This window comes from Plantibacter lichenum (assembly GCF_050587525.1).
In the GTDB taxonomy this organism is placed as follows: domain Bacteria; phylum Actinomycetota; class Actinomycetes; order Actinomycetales; family Microbacteriaceae; genus Plantibacter.
On sequence record NZ_JBOBFT010000016.1, the window covers coordinates 1 to 18,821 of the forward strand.

Annotated in this window: 15 protein-coding genes; 9 read left to right on the forward strand and 6 right to left on the reverse strand. The window is 68.3% G+C overall.

Features of this window, described 5'->3' with window-relative positions; translation table 11 throughout:
- Window positions 1–230 precede the first annotated feature (230 nt).
- Window positions 231–995 (forward strand): lysophospholipid acyltransferase family protein, encoded by a 765-nt coding sequence (locus tag ACQ3HB_RS18100; RefSeq protein ID WP_430921950.1) that lies wholly within the window; start codon window positions 231–233, stop codon window positions 993–995.
- Between the two features lie 195 nt (window positions 996–1,190).
- Here the strand turns inward: ACQ3HB_RS18100 and ACQ3HB_RS18105 are convergent, their stop codons facing one another.
- Window positions 1,191–1,667 (reverse strand): OsmC family protein, encoded by a 477-nt coding sequence (locus tag ACQ3HB_RS18105; protein WP_430921952.1) that lies wholly within the window; start codon window positions 1,665–1,667, stop codon window positions 1,191–1,193.
- Window positions 1,668–1,749: 82 nt separating this feature from the next.
- On the opposite strand from ACQ3HB_RS18105, the gene gabT reads away from it, so the two are divergent.
- Window positions 1,750–3,123, forward strand: a complete 1,374-nt coding sequence (gabT, locus tag ACQ3HB_RS18110; RefSeq protein ID WP_430921954.1) for a 4-aminobutyrate--2-oxoglutarate transaminase — start codon at window positions 1,750–1,752, stop codon at window positions 3,121–3,123.
- Window positions 3,120–4,112, forward strand: coding sequence for an asparaginase (locus ACQ3HB_RS18115; RefSeq protein ID WP_430921956.1), 993 nt, complete (start codon window positions 3,120–3,122; stop codon window positions 4,110–4,112). Before gabT ends, ACQ3HB_RS18115 begins: the two co-directional genes overlap by 4 nt.
- A gap of 110 nt (window positions 4,113–4,222) precedes the next feature.
- Here the strand turns inward: ACQ3HB_RS18115 and ACQ3HB_RS18120 are convergent, their stop codons facing one another.
- Both ACQ3HB_RS18120 and ACQ3HB_RS18125 read right to left on the reverse strand, forming a co-directional pair.
- Window positions 4,223–7,498, reverse strand: coding sequence for an FtsK/SpoIIIE domain-containing protein (locus ACQ3HB_RS18120; RefSeq protein ID WP_430921958.1), 3,276 nt, complete (start codon window positions 7,496–7,498; stop codon window positions 4,223–4,225).
- A gap of 292 nt (window positions 7,499–7,790) precedes the next feature.
- Window positions 7,791–8,672: a PP2C family protein-serine/threonine phosphatase gene (locus tag ACQ3HB_RS18125; protein WP_430921960.1), complete on the reverse strand. Its 882-nt coding sequence runs from the start codon at window positions 8,670–8,672 to the stop codon at window positions 7,791–7,793.
- 266 nt (window positions 8,673–8,938) lie between these two features.
- Between ACQ3HB_RS18125 and ACQ3HB_RS18130 the strand changes: the two genes are divergently transcribed.
- The 4 genes from ACQ3HB_RS18130 to ACQ3HB_RS18145 all read left to right on the forward strand — a co-directional run bounded on the left by ACQ3HB_RS18130 (window position 8,939) and on the right by ACQ3HB_RS18145 (window position 13,808).
- Window positions 8,939–9,421, forward strand: a complete 483-nt coding sequence (locus ACQ3HB_RS18130) for an Lrp/AsnC family transcriptional regulator (protein WP_430921962.1) — start codon at window positions 8,939–8,941, stop codon at window positions 9,419–9,421.
- Window positions 9,422–9,474: 53 nt separating this feature from the next.
- Window positions 9,475–10,845 (forward strand): aspartate aminotransferase family protein, encoded by a 1,371-nt coding sequence (locus ACQ3HB_RS18135; RefSeq protein WP_430921964.1) that lies wholly within the window; start codon window positions 9,475–9,477, stop codon window positions 10,843–10,845.
- Between the two features lie 105 nt (window positions 10,846–10,950).
- On the forward strand, window positions 10,951–12,651 hold the full coding sequence (locus ACQ3HB_RS18140) for a sensor histidine kinase (RefSeq protein WP_430921966.1): 1,701 nt from the start codon (window positions 10,951–10,953) through the stop codon (window positions 12,649–12,651).
- Window positions 12,648–13,808: a diguanylate cyclase domain-containing protein gene (locus ACQ3HB_RS18145; RefSeq protein ID WP_430921967.1), complete on the forward strand. Its 1,161-nt coding sequence runs from the start codon at window positions 12,648–12,650 to the stop codon at window positions 13,806–13,808. The genes ACQ3HB_RS18140 and ACQ3HB_RS18145 overlap by 4 nt, the downstream gene beginning before the upstream one ends.
- A 75-nt stretch (window positions 13,809–13,883) precedes the next feature.
- Here ACQ3HB_RS18145 and ACQ3HB_RS18150 read toward each other — a convergent pair whose 3' ends face one another.
- On the reverse strand, window positions 13,884–14,537 hold the full coding sequence (locus tag ACQ3HB_RS18150) for a hypothetical protein (RefSeq protein WP_430921969.1): 654 nt from the start codon (window positions 14,535–14,537) through the stop codon (window positions 13,884–13,886).
- 171 nt (window positions 14,538–14,708) lie between these two features.
- On the opposite strand from ACQ3HB_RS18150, the gene ACQ3HB_RS18155 reads away from it, so the two are divergent.
- Window positions 14,709–16,205 (forward strand): glycosyltransferase family 2 protein, encoded by a 1,497-nt coding sequence (locus ACQ3HB_RS18155; protein ID WP_430921970.1) that lies wholly within the window; start codon window positions 14,709–14,711, stop codon window positions 16,203–16,205.
- Entirely contained in the window at window positions 16,205–16,582 is a 378-nt protein-coding gene (locus ACQ3HB_RS18160; protein WP_430921972.1) for a hypothetical protein, read from the forward strand. Before ACQ3HB_RS18155 ends, ACQ3HB_RS18160 begins: the two co-directional genes overlap by 1 nt.
- Before the next feature lie 108 nt (window positions 16,583–16,690).
- On the opposite strand, the gene ACQ3HB_RS18165 is transcribed toward ACQ3HB_RS18160, so the two are convergent.
- Both ACQ3HB_RS18165 and ACQ3HB_RS18170 read right to left on the reverse strand, forming a co-directional pair.
- On the reverse strand, window positions 16,691–17,665 hold the full coding sequence (locus tag ACQ3HB_RS18165) for a response regulator transcription factor (RefSeq protein WP_430921974.1): 975 nt from the start codon (window positions 17,663–17,665) through the stop codon (window positions 16,691–16,693).
- A gap of 58 nt (window positions 17,666–17,723) precedes the next feature.
- Complete coding sequence (locus ACQ3HB_RS18170; protein ID WP_430921976.1) at window positions 17,724–18,707, reverse strand: glycoside hydrolase family 6 protein; 984 nt, start codon at window positions 18,705–18,707, stop codon at window positions 17,724–17,726.
- Window positions 18,708–18,821: the final 114 nt, after the last annotated feature.

Here is an 18,821-nt window from a genome sequence, read left to right on the forward strand (position 1 = left end):
GCAGTGCCGTACCGATGTTCAGCTTCACGGTTGCTGATAGCGCCCCGCATGTCGCCTGAGCCGATGCACTGCCGTATCCCACTCAGACTCGGCCGAGGATGCAGTGCCGTATCCCCACTCAGGCTCGGCCGAGGATGCAGGGGGCGTCGGCGGAGGCCCGATTTTGCGACGACACGCGTTGGGCAACTCGTATGCCGTTCGGCGCATGAAAGGCGGGTAGGGTCGTCCGCATGGTCGAGAAGGAACTCCCGCAGAACGTCGAGCCGGAAACCTCGCGACCCGGATTCACCTATCTGCTCGGTCGATCCGTGCTGAATCCGCTCGCCAGAATTCTGTACCGGCCGAAGATCATCGGGCGGAAGAACGTCCCGAAGCACGGGCCCGTCATCCTCGCGAGCAACCACCTGTCCTTCATCGACAGCATCGCCATCCCGATCAGCGCACCGCGCCCCGTCCGGTTCCTCGCGAAGTCGGACTACTTCACGGGTACAGGCTTCAAGGGGTGGATCTCCCGCAACTTCTTCACGTCCATCGGCGCCGTCGGCGTCGAGCGGGGCGTCGGCCAGGCGGCCCAGGACGCGCTCGAGCAGGGCAAGCGCATCCTCGAGGGCGGCAACGCGTTCGCGATCTATCCGGAGGGCACGCGCTCCCTCGACGGGCGGTTGTACCGCGGACGGACCGGTGTCGCATGGCTCGCATTGACGACCGGTGCAACGGTCGTCCCCGTCGGGCTCATCGGCACCGACGAAGCGATGCCGGTCGGCACGAAGATCCCGAAGTTCACGCCGGTCACGATCACCTTCGGTGAGCCGATCGACGTCAGCAAGCACGGCTCCGCGGACTCCGGTCGGGCACGCCGCAAGGCGACCGACGAGATCATGGAGGCGATCCACGCGCTCACGGGTCAGGAACTCGCGAACGTGTACAACGAGTCGAAGCCGGTCGACACGGTCGAGCGCATCAAGCGCGCCGTGCTGCGCCCCGAGCGCTTCTAGCCACCCGTCCCTGAGTTGTGCCCGGTCCCTGAGCCCGTCGAAGGGCACACACCGACGCACAGGCACTTCGACAAGCTCAGTGACCGGGTACTGCACACCACCCGCCGGTCCCTGAGCCCGTCGAAGGGTGGCCGTCCGAGGAGCGCGCTCGACACGTCCAGCAACCGGAGCCGCGCTCAATGAGCCGAGCTCGCGCTACTCGGCGACGAGGATGACGGGCTCGTGCCGCACCGGGAAGTTGACGGAGTTGGCGATAAAGCACAGCTCGTTGGCCTTCGTGTGGGCCGTCTTCGCCGCGTCGACCATGTCCGCCGATGCCACCGTCACCCGTGGTCGGAGCACGACCTCGGTGAAGGCTCCCCCGCCCTTGCCGTCCTCCTCCATGACCCCGACCGCGTCATCGACGTAGTCGGTGACGACTACGCCGACCGTCACGGCGACGTGCAGGTAGGACAGGAGGTGGCACTGCGCGAGGGCTGCGAGCAGCAGCTCTTCGGGGTTCCATCGTGCGGGGTCGCCGCGGAACGGTTTGTCCGCGGAGGCCTCGATCGGATGCTTGCCCGCTGCCGTGACCGTGATCTCGCGGCTGTAGTCCCGGTAGCCGCTCGTGCCGGTGCCGAGGTTGCCGTCCCATCGGAGGGCGAGGGCGTAGTCGTGTCGTCCGAGAACCATGCCACCAGTATTCCACTGGCCTCTGACGCGTCCTCCCTTCCCAGACGTCTCGGAGCGGCGTCCGGAGTAGGCTTGTCACACTATGACTGACACCCTCGACACCACCACTCCTGCCACCACGAACGAAGCATCCGTGGTCCAGGAGCGACGCATCGTGACGGCCGTTCCCGGTCCCCGCTCACAGGCCATCCACGCCCGCCGCACCGCCGTCGTCTCCGACGGCGTGTCGAGCGTGCTGCCCGTCTACATCGAGCGTGCGAACGGCGGCATCCTCGTCGATGTCGACGGCAACCAGTTCATCGACCTCGGCGCCGGCATCGGCGTCACCACGATCGGTCACACGGAGGCTTCGGTCGTCGACGCCGTGCGCGAGCAGGCGGGCGACGTCCTCCACACGCTCTTCACGATCACGCCCTACGAGGAGTACGTCCGCGTCGCCGAGCTCCTCGCCGAGCACACTCCCGGCGACTTCGCGAAGAAGAGCGTCCTCGTCAACTCGGGCGCGGAGGCCGTTGAGAACGGTGTGAAGATCGCTCGCAAGTTCACGGGGCGTCGTGCCGTCGCAGTCCTCGACCACGGCTACCACGGCCGCACCAACCTCACGATGGCCATGAACTACAAGGCCGCCCCCTACGCAACGGGCTACGGGCCGTTCGCAGGCGACGTGTACCACGCACCCAACTCGTACCCGTACCACGACGGCCTCTCGGGCGAGCAGGCCGCGGCGCGCACGATCGCGTACCTCGAGAAGCGCATCGGTGCGACCGACCTCGCGTGCCTCGTGGTCGAGCCCATCCAGGGTGAGGGCGGCTTCGTCGTCCCAGCCGAGGGCTTCCTCCCGGCGCTGCAGGAGTGGTGCACCGCCAACGGCGTCGTCTTCATCGCGGATGAGATCCAGAGCGGCATGGCCCGCACGGGCGCGTACTTCGCGAGCGAGCACTTCGGTCTCGTGCCCGACCTGGTGCTGAGTGCCAAGGGCATCGCCGGCGGACTCCCCCTCGCAGCCGTCACGGGCCGTGCGGACATCATGGACGCCAGCCAGCCCGGCGGGCTCGGCGGCACCTTCGGCGGCAACCCGGTCGCGTGCGCCGCTTCAGTCGCCGTGTTCGAGGCCATCGAGCGCCGTTCGCTCCTCGCCGAGGCCACGCGCATCGGTTCGACGCTCACGAAGGCGCTCACCGAACTCCAGGCGAAGTACGACATCATCGGCGACGTGCGCGGCATCGGCGCCATGATCGCGATCGAGCTCGTCCAGCCCGGCACCGGTTCCACGACGAAGGAGCCGAACGCGGAAGCCGTCAGCACGATCGCTGCGGCGGCGGCACAGGAGGGCGTCCTGCTCCTCACGGCCGGAACGTACGGCAACGTGCTCCGCTTCCTGCCGAGCCTGGCCGTCACCGATGAACTGCTCGAGGACGCCCTCGGCGTGATCGACGCCGCCTTCGCTGCACTGTGAGCGGCACGTTCGGGCTCGCCGACGCCGTCGAGCTCGCGGTTCTGGAACGCAGCGGTTTCGTGGAGTCCCGTCATGCGGGCTCCGCGATCGTGCTCGGCCCGGAGGGCGAGGTGCTCGCGTCGCTCGGCGACCCTGCTGCGCCGATCTTCCCCCGTTCGTGCTTGAAGCCGTTCCAGGCCATCGCGGTCATGGGTTCGGGTGTGACGTTGGAGGGTTCACAGGCGGTGCTCGCGACCGCGAGCCACGCGGGGACGACCCGTCACGTGCAGGTCGTGCGCAGCATCCTCGCGCGCGCTCGGATCGAGGACTCCGCTCTGCAGTGCCCGGCGGACTGGCCGGGTGACACGCGCAGTCGCGATGAGCTCGTGCGCGACGGGCTCGGCAAGAGCCCGCTGTACATGAACTGTTCCGGCAAGCACGCGGCGATGCTCCTCGCGTGCGCGCAGAACGGTTGGGACCCGACCACGTACCTGGATGCAGCGCATCCGATGCAGCTCGCGGTGCGGGACACCGTCGAGCGGTTCACGGGTGAGAAGCCGTCCGCGACGGGTGTCGACGGATGCGGTGCTCCTGTGTTCGCGATCTCGTTGGCCGGGCTGGCCCGCGGCATCGGCAGGGTCGTGGGTTCGTCCGCCACCTCCCCGTTCGCGCTGTACCGCAATGCGGGTCTGCTGACCGCTGCCGTGCTCGCCAACGGGTGGGCGCTCGACGGTCCCGGCCGCGCGAACACGGTCGTCATCGAGCGTCTCGGCCTGTTCGCGAAGCTCGGAGCCGAGGGCGTGATGGTCATGTCCTCCCCTGGTGGCGCGACGGTCGCACTCAAGGTGCTCGACGGCTCGCTGCGCGCATCGACGATCGTCGGCCTGCGGTTGCTGGCCTCGGTGGGCTCGATCTCCGCCGAGGCGGTCGACGCCATCGAGCCGGAGCTCGGTCTCGCGATCGCCGGCGGCAACACGCAGGTGGGCTCCATCCGGGTCACCGCGGTCTGAATCGATCGGCACGGCCGAGGTCACTCGGTCTGGTGAGGTCACTCCATCGCCCGACGTGACGGGTTCCCGCGGTGGCGATGGACGGGGAGTCGTCCGACACTCGTCCGTCATCATCGGCTCGGCTCTCCCCGCATCGCGAGGTCGATGCGCAGGGCCGGGCCGGAGGGCTCGACGAGCCACGCTCGGAACGGTTCATGACCGAGGAGCGGTGGCACCTCCCTGCGCCTGGTGACTTGTCGGTGGTCGGCGACCGTGCACGCGTGCAGGACGAGGTCCGACGCAGTCGACCTCCCGAGCACGGCCGAGCCGGCGAGCCATGTCTCCGGGTCGGTGAGGACGATCGTCGTCACGGGACCGACGTCGAGCATCGCTTCATCCGCGGAGTGGCCGGGCCCTCGTCGCAGGGCCCGATCTGGGGATGCGGGCTCGTCGACGGAACGAACGATCCTGACAGGGGTGTCGGCGAAGCGATCCTCGAGGAGCGCAGCGAGCGTCGTCGGCGATCGACTGATGAGCACCGTCGTGCGCCCCGCCACGGGTGACCAGCCGTTGACGACCGATCGTCCGGCGGCCGCGTGCGCACCGGGCCGCCGAGGCCCCTTCAAGGTGGTCAGTTCATTTGTCGTCCCTTCGTTTGCCGTCTCTTCGCTCGTTGCCCCGTCGTTCGTCGACCCGTCGTGCGTCCCGTTGCTCGATGTCCGAGCACGCGCGAGCTGCAGTTCGTGGCCGCGCCAGAGCGCACGACCCGGAATTCGACGATCGTTGAAGGAGCTCGCCGCTTCGCCGACGAGGACATGCTCCTGGCGATTCACGAGCCGGAGGACGATCCGGGAGCCGGTGAAGGACGCGAACTGTCCGACGGGGCCTGTCGAACGTTGGGCGGTGAGGACCGTCCAGAGTCGTCGGCGCGGACCGTCCCGGAGGATCGTGGAGATGGCGTCGCGCAGGACGGGACCGTGATCGTCGCCGGCTCGCGCGAGCATCGCGTCGACGTCGTCGATGAGGAGCAGCGACGACCGGCCCGGGGACGCAGGATCCGATCGGGACGGATCGGCGAGCGCGGTGATCGTGGTCCACGCGGCCTCGAGGTCCTCATCGACCCGATGAACGCGCCACCCGGCGAGCGCGGCACCCGCCTCGATGGTGTCGAGCGCCGTCGTGCGCCCAGCCCGCCCGGTTCCGAGGACGAGCAGGTTGCCGTCCACGGCAGGTGCATAGGACTCGATCCGTTGTTCCTGTTCCTCCGGAAGGTCGAGGAGCCCGAGCGGGAACGATGCGGCCCCGGGATCGGCGGGACGTGCGTCGTGTTCTGGCTGCCCGAAGTCGCTTCGGTGAGCCTCTCGCACGCTTCGCGGGACGAGCAGCTCGAGAAGCGGCTCAAGCGGTACGACGTTCGGCAGCGGATCGAACCAGGGTCGCCGCGGGGCGAGCTGGTCACGCCACCTCCTGCACACGGCATCGACGTCTGCGGCTTGGACCACGGCGACCTGGACGGGCGTCACGACATCCTCGACGGCGAGGAGGCACCGCCCGGGCGGCGCGCCGGAGAGGGCTGCCGCAGCGTCGGAGCCGATGGTCGCGATGCTGTCCTGCCGGCTGTTGACGCGCAGGGACAGCCGAAGCGTGCAGTTCGCCAGGATGCCGTCCCGAGCAACGGCTGCGGGGCGCTGGCTGCAGAGGATCAGATGCATGCCGAGCGACCTCCCTCGTGCCGCGAGGTCGGCGAAGACCGCGTGGAGCTCCGGATTGCCATCGAGCACGGCTTGGAACTCGTCCACGACGACGACGAGCCGTGCGAGCCGCCCGCCGAGGCGCTCGTCGTCGACATCGCGCGCCCCGGCATCTGCGATCGCGCGTTCGCGCGTCCGGATCTCCGCCCGCAGACTCTGGATGACCCGGTCTGCTTCCAGAGCGTCGAGATCGGTGACGACTCCGACGACGTGGGGCAAGCGCTCGACGGTCCGGAACGACGAGCCGCCTTTGAAATCGACGAGCAGGAATGTGACGACCGACGGTGCGTATCCGGCCGCGACACCTGTGACCCAGGCGAGGAGGAGCTCACTCTTGCCCGAACCCGTCGTTCCACCGACGAGTGCGTGGGGCCCGTCTGCGACGAGGTCCACGGCGATCGGTCCGCCGGCGCCCGCGCCGATCGTCGACGAGAGGGAGCCCTGCTGCGGTCCCAGGCCGTCCGCGCCGCCGTGGAGTGCAGGCGGCTGCGGGAGGTCCGCGAAGCGGATGGTGTCCGGGAGACGACCGTTCTCCGGCGAGACGCCGCTCCGGCGAGCATGGTCCGCGAGCCCTTCCGCGAACATCGCCGCTTCCGCGTGCGCCAGGAGCCCTGGGACGACGCAACGCTCGGCCTCCGCGCCAGAGCCGTCGACGAGGACGGCCGTGCCGTCGTGCCGAACGGTGAGGACGTATCGGCAAGCGGGCGGGATCAAACGGGGGTCGTCGGAGAGCGCGACGAGCGCGAAGGCGTCATTCGCGCGGCGCACGGGCGAGCGGCGCGCGTTGCTCGGCACGCGAACGTCTGCTCGTGGGTCGCGCTGTGTCCCATCGACGCGCTCGGAGAGGATCCGGCCGGCTGCGTCATCCGGAGCGTCCTCGAACTCCGACCAGCCTTCAGCGAGACGGATGTGCAGGCCGGAGGCCGCATCCACGAGTGCGTGCGGCAACGCATCGAGCCACGCCCACGCGGTCTCCGAGGCCGAACCCAGCCGGGCGCACGGCGTAACCCCGAACGCCGCTGCTCGGGGCAGTATCCGCTGCGCGATCTGCGCCACGACGTTTCGTGCGATCGCCCTCGCGAGCACCGGACCCGCGACGATGCCGAGGCCGTCTGCGAGGTCGACCACGACCGGAGCGTCATCGAGCACGCCGGCCGCCGCCGTCCACGAGGGATCAGCTTCGGCACCGGAGAGCTGCAGGGCGCTCGGAATGGAGCCTCGTCCGAGCGTCACGAGCGTTCGCGCCTCCGCCGGGCACCGCCACCGCCCCGGTCCGCCGTCAGGCAACCCGGCCAGCCTGCGCCCTGAGGGCCAGGCCGCGTGGAGCGCGTCGCGTTCGGCATCGTGCGCGCTCTCGATCTGCGAGCGCAGACGGGCGCAGTCCTCGTTGTGCGCCGCATCGGCCCGTCGGCCACGCCGACGACGAGCCCACGTCGCATCGATGAGACTCGCGACGGCGATGACCGGGCCGAGCGCTGCGAACACGAGCGAGTACGGCGAGCGCGTGACGGCGAACAGGACGAGCGAGCCCACGACGGGCGCGATGCTCGCGAGGATCGGGAAGGAGGGCTTGGGCGGCTCGGTCGGGGGACGAGGGACCGACAGCCGCGGAGGTGCAGCGGAGGGGTGGAGGGATGTCCCACGGGTCGACGTCATGGTTCCAGTGCAGCACCGGCGGGTCCGTCAGCGGAGTGTGTGAGGCCGAACGGTGGAGAACTCGGACGATCGGGGCCCTGTGGAGGAGGCTCTGGGACGTGGAGGGACGCCCTTCGACAGGCTCAGGGACCGGAGAGGATCTCGTCCGTCGCGCACAACTCCTTCAATCTGGGCTTCGCCGAAACGGACAACCCCGGAATGACGCAGAACCGTCGACGCCGGAGGTCAAATTCGAAGGAGTTGTGACGTATCGGGGACGCCCTTCGACAGGCTCAGGGACCGGACCGCGGCGTCAGGAGGGGTTCGGCTCCGTGACGGAAGGAGACGCAGAAGGAGACGCAGCAGGAGACGAAGCGGGGGCCTCGGCAGGAGACTCGGCAGGGGCCTCAGCGGCGACGGCCTCGGCGTCGACCGTGGCGACGTCGAGGACGACGACGCTCACGTTGTCGCGACCGCCGTTGTCGAGCGCGGCGCGAACGAGCAGTTCGGCGGCGTCGACCGGGGTCTTGCCCTCGGTCAGGAAATACCAGATGCCGTGGTCGGTCAGTTCCTTCGTGAGCCCATCGGAGCAGATGAGCCAGCGGGCGCCGGACTCGATGGGGAGGAGCTCGACGTCGGGGATCGGGTCGTCGGACGGGCCGACGGCGCGCGTGATCATGTTGCTGTTGGGGTGGAACTCGGCTTCCTCCGGGCTGATCGCGCCGGCTCGGATGAGCTCCTGCACGATCGAGTGGTCCTCGGTGACCTGCACGAGTTCCGTGTCGAGGAGTCGGTAGACGCGCGAGTCGCCGATGTTGAAGACGGCGAGTCGGCTGTCGCCGTCGTCGGAGGTCAGGATGAGTCCCGTGACCGTGGTGCCCATGCCGAGCTCGCCCTCTTCGGCCTGGTCGATCATGTCTGCGACGGCGAGTCGGAGCGCTTCCACGAGCCCCTCGACCGTGAGGATGTCGGCGTGCTCGGTGGCTGCGGTGAGGCGGTGCGCGACCGCGGCGCTGGCGACTTCGCCTGCCTGGTGGCCGCCCATGCCGTCAGCGACGGCGAAGACCGGCGGGATGGCGACGAGGGTGTCCTCGTTCAGCTCGCGACGTTTGCCCACGTCCGTGATCGCCGCCCAGGCGAGCGACAGATGCTGGCCGTCGGGCAGGGTGACGATGCGTTCCCCGTGCTCGGTCACGTCGGCTCCTCTTCGCTCGCACCGGCCGCTAGGTCGGCAAGTGCATCCCCGACGATAGTACGGGAATCGGGTCGGGGCACGGCGACGCTCGGAGAAGGTTGCCGCTCGGATCCCGCGAGTTCTGCGACGGATCTCGCACGCGGGGAGGCCGACCCGAGACGACTTCCGATGCCTTTCTCACGCGGGCCGACGATCTCCTCCGTTCAACACCATCGAAAGCACGGAATCGCTTGCCGGCAAGGTACGCCGATGACAGAATCAATCGCATGACGCGAGCCTCGACCGATGGACCAGCACGTGCCTCCCAGCCGGATGAGACCTCGAAACTGATCATCGAGCAACTGCAGACCGACGGACGGCGCTCCTACGCCGAGATCGGCAAGGCCGTGGGCCTCAGCGAGGCCGCGGTTCGCCAGCGGGTGCAGAAGCTCACCGAGTCGGGCACGATCCAGATCGTCGCCGTGACCGATCCGATGCAACTGGGCTTCACCCGCCAGGCCATGATCGGCGTGCGGGCGACGGGTGACACGCGTGAGGTCGCGGCTCGCCTCGCCGAGCTGACCGCGGTCGACTACGTCGTGCTCACGGCGGGCTCCTTCGACCTCCTCGTCGAGGTCGTGTGCGAGGACGACGAAGAACTCATCGGCCTCCTCAACGATGAGATCCGGACGATCCCGGGCGTCGCGAGCACCGAGACCTTCGTCTACCTGCGCCTTCACAAGCAGCGCTACGACTGGGGCACCCGCTAGACCACCGACCGAGCACCACGCCCGCCACCCCCGGAACGAGAGGCGAACACCGCATGAGCATCAACGACGAAGCCCTGCAGGCCAAGGCGAAGGACCATCTCTGGATGCACTTCGCGCGGCAGTCGACCCTGGAGACGGGTGGTGTGCCCATCATCACGAAGGGCAGCGGCCATCACATCTGGGATTCGACGGGCAAGCGCTACATCGACGGCCTGTCCGGGCTCTTCGTCGTCAACGCCGGTCACGGGCGGGAACGCCTCGCCCAGGCCGCGGCGAAGCAGGCCGCTGAGCTCGCGTACTTCCCCATCTGGTCGTACGCGCACCCCTCCGCGATCGAGCTCGCGGACCGTCTGGCCGACTACGCACCGGGCGACCTCAATCGCGTCTTCTTCTCCACGGGCGGCGGTGAGGCGGTCGAGACCGCGTTCAAGCTCGCCAAGCAGTTCTGGAAGCTGCAGGGACGCCCGACGAAGCACAAGGTCATCTCCCGCGCCGTCGCCTACCACGGCACCACGCAGGGGGCGCTCGCGATCACGGGCATCCCGGCGATGAAGGAGATGTTCGAGCCGGTGACGCCGGGCGGCTTCCGCGTGCCGAACACGAACTTCTACCGCGCGCCGCAGCACGGCGACGACCTCGAGGCCTTCGGCGTCTGGGCTGCGGATCGCATCGAGGAGATGATCCAGTTCGAGGGGCCGGAGACGGTCGCCGCAGTCTTCCTGGAGCCCGTGCAGAACGCGGGCGGCTGCTTCCCGCCGCCGCCCGGCTACTTCGCCAGGGTCCGTGAGATCTGCGACCTCTACGACGTCCTGCTCGTGAGCGACGAGGTCATCTGCGCGTTCGGCCGCATCGGTCACATGTTCGCGTGCGACGCCTACGGCTACGTCCCGGACATGATCACGTGCGCCAAGGCGATGACGAGCGGATACTCGCCGCTCGGCGCGACGATCGTGAGCGATCGCGTGTACGAACCGTTCCGCACCGGCAACGTCTCGTTCCCGCACGGTTACACATTCGCCGGCCACCCCGTCTCGGCCGCGGTCGCCCTCGAGAACCTCGACATCTTCGAGGAGGAGGGCCTGAACGAGCGCGTGCGTGAGAACTCACCGCTCTTCCGTGCCGAACTCGAACAGCTCCTCGACCTGCCGATCGTCGGTGACGTGCGCGGCGACGGGTACTTCTTCGGGATCGAACTGGTCAAGGACAAGACGACGAAGGAGACCTTCGACGACGACGAATCGGAGCGGCTGCTGCGCGGCTTCCTCTCGAAGGCCCTCTTCGAAGCCGGCCTGTACTGTCGCGCCGACGACCGCGGCGACCCCGTCATCCAGCTCGCGCCGCCGCTCACCACTGGACCGGCCGAGTTCGCGGAGATCGGACAGATCCTCCGCGGGGTGCTCACGGAGGCGTGGGCGAGGCTGTGACCGGGATCGCGGCGCCGTCCGAGGACGGCTGAACTGGAGGGAGACTCGGAAACGGGACCGACGAGCCATCCCCCCGTTCGGGTCTGGTCACGGTACTCTCGTGCCATGGCTGCGAACGGAATCGGACGCGACGCGGACGATCCGGTCGCTGCGCCGACGACTGATCCCTCGATCTCCCGGCTCGAAGCGCTCCGCGGCCAACCCGTCACGCGACTGTCCGGCTACAGCGCGCTCCCCCAGCTCCTGTTCGGGCTCGCGGTGGTCGCCGTCCTCTTCGCCACGCTGCTCTTCCAGGGCGTTGAGCACGGCTCGCTCCTCTTCTACGCCGGCATCGTCCTGGCGTTCGTGGCGACCGCGATCTCACCGATCATCCCGTGGAACCGCGTCCCGAAACTGCTCGTCATCCTGCCGATCATCGACATCATCGCGATCGAGTTCATCCGGCAGGGCGAACCGCAGGTGGGGGCAGGGCTGCTCTGGGTGTTCCCCGTCATCTGGATGTCGGCGTCGTACGGGGTGTTCGGCGCCGTCACGAGCATGGTCCTCGTGTGCATCTCCGCGTGGAGCGCTGTCCTCCTCTCGACGGCTCCGATCACGCTCGCGAGCCTGCCGCAGCTCGTCGTGCTCCCGATGGTGCTCGCGTTCGTCGCGACATCGACGACACTCACGACGAAACGCACCGAGGCCCAACGGGTCCTCCTCAACAAGCAGGCGGGCCAACTCGAGACCGCGCTGTGGCGGGCGCAGGAGCAGGAACGTCGGCTCGCGGAGATCCTCAACGCCGTCAACTTCGGCGTCGTCCGGTTCGACCGGCTCGGCGCACGCGCCATGGTCAATCGGTTCCAGGCGCGCCTGCAGGACGAACTGGGCGCGTTCTCGGATCTCGACCCTACGATCCCCGTCTGGGCGGAGGACGGCCTCGTCCCGCTCGAACCAGCCGAGAAGCCGTTCCTGCGGTCCCGTGGTGGCGAGGAGTTCGAGAACGTCGTCGTCTGGCTCGGCGAACCGGGCACGGAGCGCGTGGCGCTCGCGATGACGTCCAGACGCCTCTACGACCACGACGGCGACTATGACGGCACGGTCCTGGTCTCCCGGAATGTGACATCGGAGATCAACGCCGTGCGGGCGCGGGACGACCTCGTCGCATCGGTCTCGCACGAGCTGCGGACGCCGCTCACCTCGATCCTCGGCTACCTGGACCTCGCCCTCGACGACGAGGACCTGCCGCCGCGCGTCGCCAAGCAGCTGACGATCGCTCAGACCAACGGCGACCGACTCCTCGAACTCATCGCCGACATCCTCGCGGCGTCGCGCGACGTCAACCGCACCATGGAGCTCGACCGGGCGACTTGCGACCTCCGCGACATCGTCGAGGCGTCGATCGAGTCCCTCAGCCCCCGGGCCGACGAGCGGGGCATCACGATCGTGCGCCACGACGACGAGGACGTCGAGCTCTTCGCCGATGCCTTCCGCCTCCGTCAGGTCGTCGACAACCTCCTCTCCAATGCGATCAAGTACAACCGCGACGACGGCGAGCTGAGCATCGGTGTGACCGCGGAGGGCGACACGGCGTGGGTCATCGTACGCGATGGGGGCATCGGTATCTCCGAGGAGGACCAGCCGAAGCTCTTCGAGCGGTTCTTCCGCTCCGACCTCGTCCGCAACTCGACCGTGCACGGCAGCGGGCTCGGCCTCGCGATCAGTCGCGACATCGTTCGCCTGCACGGGGGCGATCTCACCATCCACAGCGTGCTCGGCGAAGGCACCACGGCCGTCGTGCGCATTCCGAGAGGGGTCGCGGCATGAACATCGATCCGGCGACCGTCTCCATCACGACCGCGCTCGTCGTGTTCGTCACGGGCGCGACGTTCATCGTCAACACCTTCATGCGGAAGGACGACCCGAGCGGGCGCGTCTGGTCTGTCTCGTACATGGCGGGGATGTTCACGAGCTTCTCGTACCTCGTGGCCGTTCTGACACCCGGAGCGTGGTGGGCCATCGCGGCCGGCAACGCGAGCTACGTTCTGAGCATGGCGGCGCTGTGGGCGGGTGCCAGACTCTTCAACGGCAAGTCCAGCCTGCTCTGGGTCGGCCTCATCGGTTCAGCCGCGACCGCGGTCGCCGTCCTCGCCGAGGGCCCGACCGGCGGGCCGTGGGCGGGCTCCCCGGTCCTCTTCCTCGGCATTTCGGCCTTCACCGGGCTCGCCGCGACCGAGACACTCTTCGGCGCCATGCGGGACAACCCGAGTTCCAGGGGCTTCACGATCGCGCTCATGGTCGCGAGCGTCTTCTTCCTCGGCCGCTTCGCCTCGATCCTCCTCGAAGGCGTCCACGGGGACCTCTTCACGACCCTCTTCAGCACGACGGCGGCTTCGCTCCTGTTGATCGTGCTCCTCATCGTCGCCACGATCACGCTCTCCGTCATCCGCGCAGAACGGGCCGCCCCCGCCAGCCGTCGTCACGGCAGCATCGTCGCGTACACGAACGACGACGTCCTGCTCAAGGAGTCCTTCGACCGCATCGTGCGGGACTGGCTGAGCCGGGCGAACTTCCACGACGAGCAGCTCGCTGTCATGCATGTACGCCTCGACGACCTGCAGGAGATGAAGACGGCCTTCGGCTCCGGTTTCGGGAACCAGGTCGCGAACGACTTCATCGTGTCGGTTCGCCGGTACGGTCCCACGATGTCGGACATCGGCGAGGACGGCCTCGGCTGCCTCTTGATCGCGACCCCGGCCGAGCACGCGGACGATGCCCTGCAGGCCGCCCAGGGCATCCAGGACGGCCTCCTCGACCACCCGGTGGAGACGACGCCGCGCCTCCGGCCCACCGCGAGCATCGGCATCGCGCTCACGGACTTCATCGGCTACGACGTCGACACGCTTGTCGAGGCGGCGCGGTCGGCGAGCGCTCGCGCCGAAGCGGCCGGCGGCAATCGCGCGGTCATCGCCCCGTCGTCCTAGGACGGCCTCGGAGCGCGGACGGCAGAGGAACTCCTCTGCTGCGGGCTCCTCTGCTGCGGGCTCCTCGGCTGCGAGCTACTCGGCCTTCGGCGCGATCGCGACCGTGAGCGTGTCCACGGCGGTCTGCTTCGCGTACTCGCCGGAGAGCGGCGCAGCCTGGATGAGGAGCTCGTACGTGATCGAGAGCGTGACGCTCGTCGCCGCACTGTCCACCTCAGGCAGGATGAACGTCTCGCTGTAGCTGTACGGCGACTTGATGAGGTACCCGGGGTTGACGGTCGACTGGTCGGTGAACGGCGCCGGCGGGTCCAGGCGGCCCTTCGGCCCGTTGACCTCGGTCGTGAGGGTCACGCGGGAGAGGTAGACGTTCTGGCCGTCGTCCGGGGCGATCGTGCCGATGAGTGAGAAGCTGAGCGGTTTGTTCGCGGCGGCCGTCCACTCGTTCATGGGCAGCGTCGACCAGTACGTGGAGGTGAGGCTCACGGCGCCGGCGGTGAGCGTGTGGACGGCGTTGCCCGACGCGAGCTCGTTGGGGACGGACGTCACCTTCGCCGTGGAGGTCGAGGACGGACCCTTCGACGGCTTCGCCGTGCTCGCGCCTTCCCACGGAGGCGTCCCGCACGCGCTCAGTGCGACGAGGAGCACCCCGGCGACGGCGATCGAGACGGGCCGTGCGACGCGGTTCCGACCGGTTGCGCGGGCCGTGGTCGTACGAAGGCGATTCAACATCCGAGTGCTCCTTGGGGTCCTGACACCCCCACGAACGGGGGCCACAGCCAATCTTGAGGAAATCCTGAGCCGACGCTATCGCATTCACGCGGAGAACCCGCATCTGGCACGGCAGAGTGATCACTGCGACGCGAAGACGTTGCACCCGATCACTGAGGAACAGGACCCAGGATGTCTGAAATCGAAGCTCGCCCCGGTAGCGCTCGGTCGGCCGCGAAGACGACGGACGGACGATACATTCACACGCAGCCGCTTCTTGCACCCGAACTTGAAGCGTCCGCGAATGAGTTCATCGACTCCGTCAATTCGCTCCAGGAGAACCGTGCCACGATCGGGTGCATCGTCCCCGCGTACAACGAGGAGGAGACGCTCCCCCAGGTGCTCGAATCGCTCCTGGCGCAGACCCGCCTCCCCGACGTGATCCACGTCATCATCAACAACACGACGGACAAGTCGGTCGACGTCGCGGCACCGTACGCCGGTCCGCACTCGACGCTCGACGCCGAGGGCTTCGAGCAGTTCACCGAGGTCTTCATCCACGACATCGGCAAGAACCCCGACAAGAAGGTCGGCGCACTCAACTACGGCTTCACGCTCGTCGAGGGCTACGACTACCTGCTGGGCGTCGATGGCGACACGGTCGCCGAGGTCAACGCGATCGAGTCCCTCGAGGCCGAGATCGTCTCGGACACCCGCATCGGCGGCATCTCGGCGATCTACTCGATCGACGACAAGCCGTTCGCCAAGCAGCTCATGCCCGCGTTCCTCATCGCCGGCCAGCGCACGCAGTTCGCCGCGTTCAACATGCAGAACATGCTCCGTGGCCGCAACATGGCGGTCCTCGGCGGCCAGTACTCGATCTTCTCGGTGCAGGCCCTCCGCGACGCGATGGAGCAGAACCACCAGTCGACGCCGTGGGTCAAGGACTCCGAGGTCGAGGACTCGCTCCTCTCCCTCCAGATCAAGAGTGCCGGCTACCTCACGAAGATCAGCGCCCGTGCCCGTGCGGACGTCGGCGGCATGACCACCGTCCGCTCGCTCGACGCACAGCAGGTCAAGTGGAACTACGGCGCCATCGAGCTCATGTGGCCGGGACAGCGCGGCGACACGAAGGGTCAGCCGTTCCACCCGAACCTGCGCCTCCGCTGGCTCGAGAACGCCGAAATGCTCCTCAACATGGTGACGCGCGTCCTCTTCGTCGTGCTGCTCGCCGGTTCACTCTCCATCCACGCATTCGTGTTCAGCCCCGTCTGGCTCATCCCGCCGGTCGTCGCCATCCTCCTGAACCTCCGCATCGCCCTGTCGATGAAGAACCGCAACGTCCGCGACGTCCTCTTCGCCGTCCTGATCTTCCCAGCCGAGTTCTACATGTGGATCCGGATGGGCCACTTCATCCGCGCATGGACGAAGTTCGCCAGCAACAAGAAGGTCGACAACTGGGCCGAGCAGGCCAAGGCGGAGCGCGGCTCCGGCAACGCGCACCTCGCGCCGCTCCTCTTCGTCCTCGCCGCGATCATCGCGATCGTCGCCGCGTGGACCCAGCTCTCCCCCGTCGTCCAGTCCACGATCCTCTGGGCCGGCTGGCCGGTCCTCGGCATCATCACCGTCCTCCAGACGCTCAGCATGTTCGGCAAGCTGATCCGTCGTCAGCGCGGATACCGGGTGTGATGCCACTCGACCATACGGGCGTCAGCGCCGACGAGCTGAGAAGGTTGCTCCGAGAACTCTCGGGCGACCTTCTCAGCCGTCGGCGTTTCGTGCGCACCTATGTCGAGATGTGGCCGACGAGGCTCGCACGACTGACCGCCGCGATCGCGACGGCCGACCTCGAGGAGACCAAGGTCGTGCTGTTCAGCATCCGGTCCTCGAGCGTCATGCTCGGGGTCACCGGCCTGGCGGAGCTCGCCGCTGAAGGGCTGGCGGCCGTCGACCGGCAGGACCTCGCAGGATGCGCGCGCGTCCGCGATGAGCTCGCGATCGCCGGCGACGTGAGCTGCGCGCGACTGCTCGAGCTCGAGGCCGCGGAGTCGATGGCGGGTCGCTGAGCGGCGCAGGCCAAGGCAACGCAGAACACGCGGAGCAGAGCACTGCAGAGCACACGAAGCAGAGCACTGCAGAGCGGCTCCAGCGCCTCGGGACGCGCTGAAGCGCTGCTACTCGTCCGAGGTCATGCGGTAGCCGACGCCACGGACGGTCTCGATGAAGCGGGGCGCGACCGTGCTGTCCGCGAGTTTCCGACGCAGGTTGGCGAGGTGCACCTCGATGGCGCGCTTGTCCGCTTCGCTCACGTAGTAGGCCGTGATGTAGCTCTCGCCGCGCAGCATGAGGGCGAGGTCGGCCTTGCTCCGGACGCGTCGACGCGACTCCATGAGGGCCTGCAGGAGCTCGAACTCGCTGCGGGTCAGGTCGATCTCGGCGCCATCGATCTCGACGATGCGCGTGGCCGGGCTGAGCCGCAGGCCGCGATGGATGAGCCAGCCGTCCGGGTCATCGTCGTCGGCCTGAGCCGGCTGCATGATGATGGGCTGTACGGCGGGCAGGTTCGGCGCGGCGTGACGGGCGATGACGGTGGTTGGACCGGTGCCCTGCCCTTGGTCCTGGCCGCCCTGGAGCTGCTGGACGGGCTGGGACTGCTGGGCCTGCTGGGCTTCGACGAGCTGGTGCTGTTCGAGCATCTGCCCCTGCTGCGCCTGCTGCTGCGCGGGCGCCTCGGCCGGGTTCACGGGAGGCGCGTCGCCGCCGATGCGCGGTCGGCGCAGCATCGCTTCGATGCGGGCGCGCAGTTCGCGCGGACGGAACGGCTTCGTCATGTAGTCGTCGGCACCGGAGTCGAGGCCCTGCAGGGTGTCGATCTCGTCGCCGCGAGCCGTGAGCATCACGATGTACGTGTTGCTGATGGCGCGGATGCGCTTCGCGGCCTCGAAGCCGTCGATGCCGGGCATGCTCACGTCGAGCGTCGTCACGAGCGGGTTGTGCGAGCGGACCGCCTCGACGCCGTCGATGCCGTTGGCCGCGGACACGGTGTCGAATCCGGCCTGCTCGAGAACGGTTTCAAGGAGCTGGCGGATGTCTGCGTCGTCCTCGATGACGACGGCCGTCCGCCGCTCGGATGCACCCTGTGCGGTCACGATTCTCTCTCCCCGGTCGTACTCGCACATCCGGACCGGGATGTGGTCTTCACCGTCTTTACCATGCGCTGAAACCCTTGGCGAGTTCAATGGCTCGCTTCGGCCACCATACCCCAGCCTGGGGGCCACCGCCGCACTCTCCGTCGCTCTCTCCCGGGGCCTTGATCCAGAGGTTCGCGTCGAGGTGGGAGGCAGTCACCGTCAGCGGTTCGTCGCCGATCGTGCGACCGGACGGGTTGCACCATTCGCCGTTCGATCCGCTGCCGTTCCTCGAGGTGTCGATGACGAACGGCTTGCCGCCGAGCAGCTCGCTCAGCTGTGCGGCGTAGTGGAGTTCGGAGTCGGTCGCGTTGTAGTTCGAGACGTTGGTCGCGAAGCCTCTGGCGTCCTCGATCCCGGCCTCCTTGAGGAGCCCGGCCATCTCGCTCGCCGGTCGCCACGTGGAGTGGCCGCCATCGAGGTAGACGTCGGTGCCCGCCTTCGCCAGCTGCTTCGTCGCCTGCTTGAGCTGCGTCATCCGTTCGGTGCGATCGCCGCAGTCCGGCGCGAGGGCGACGGCGTCCGGTTCGAGGATGACGGCGCTGCGGTGGTCCTTGAGGCTCGACGCGATCTCGCCGACCCACGCCTGGTACTCGTCAGATGCGGTGCCGCCGGCCGACTGGTTGCCGCAGTCCCGCTGGGGGACGCCGTAGACCACGAAGACGGGCATCCGACCCTCGGTCTCGGCCTGTGCGACGATCGAGGCGACCGTGTCGGCGACCGTTGAGACCGGGTAGCGCTCGGGGAGCAGCCAGATGGCCGTCGGCTGAGCGGCGAGCTGCTTCGCCGCATGCTTCTCGGCGCCGGTCTCCTTGGCCGCCGCCTTCGCTGCGGAGGAGCCCGGGTCGACGTAGAGCTGCTGACCGGCGAACGGGCTGCCGTCCTCGGATGCGCTGCGGCTCACCATCGCGACCACGAGCGCGGCCGATGCGAGGACCACCGCGACGACGCCCCACACGATGGAGTTGCGGATGCGGCGCTTCGTACGCGTGGTTCGTGGCACCGGTCCTCCTGCGGGTTCTTGTGCAATTCTGCACGAGAATGCGGTTGCCGCACGTCACATCCTCCGTTTTCAGGAAAGACTGCCTGCCGAGCGCCTCATGCGGTCGGCGGTGAG

Bases quoted from the DNA above. Each gene is read 5' to 3' on its own strand.
- ACQ3HB_RS18100 (WP_430921950.1), top strand. From the start codon at position 231: ATGGTCGAGAAGGAACTCCCGCAGAACGTCGAGCCGGAAACCTCGCGA.
- ACQ3HB_RS18105 (WP_430921952.1), bottom strand. From the start codon at position 1,667: ATGGTTCTCGGACGACACGACTACGCCCTCGCCCTCCGATGGGACGGC.
- gabT (WP_430921954.1), top strand. From the start codon at position 1,750: ATGACTGACACCCTCGACACCACCACTCCTGCCACCACGAACGAAGCA.
- ACQ3HB_RS18120 (WP_430921958.1), bottom strand. From the start codon at position 7,498: ATGACGTCGACCCGTGGGACATCCCTCCACCCCTCCGCTGCACCTCCG.
- ACQ3HB_RS18130 (WP_430921962.1), top strand. From the start codon at position 8,939: ATGACGCGAGCCTCGACCGATGGACCAGCACGTGCCTCCCAGCCGGAT.
- ACQ3HB_RS18135 (WP_430921964.1), top strand. From the start codon at position 9,475: ATGAGCATCAACGACGAAGCCCTGCAGGCCAAGGCGAAGGACCATCTC.
- ACQ3HB_RS18140 (WP_430921966.1), top strand. From the start codon at position 10,951: ATGGCTGCGAACGGAATCGGACGCGACGCGGACGATCCGGTCGCTGCG.
- ACQ3HB_RS18145 (WP_430921967.1), top strand. From the start codon at position 12,648: ATGAACATCGATCCGGCGACCGTCTCCATCACGACCGCGCTCGTCGTG.
- ACQ3HB_RS18150 (WP_430921969.1), bottom strand. From the start codon at position 14,537: ATGTTGAATCGCCTTCGTACGACCACGGCCCGCGCAACCGGTCGGAAC.
- ACQ3HB_RS18155 (WP_430921970.1), top strand. From the start codon at position 14,709: ATGTCTGAAATCGAAGCTCGCCCCGGTAGCGCTCGGTCGGCCGCGAAG.
- ACQ3HB_RS18160 (WP_430921972.1), top strand. From the start codon at position 16,205: ATGCCACTCGACCATACGGGCGTCAGCGCCGACGAGCTGAGAAGGTTG.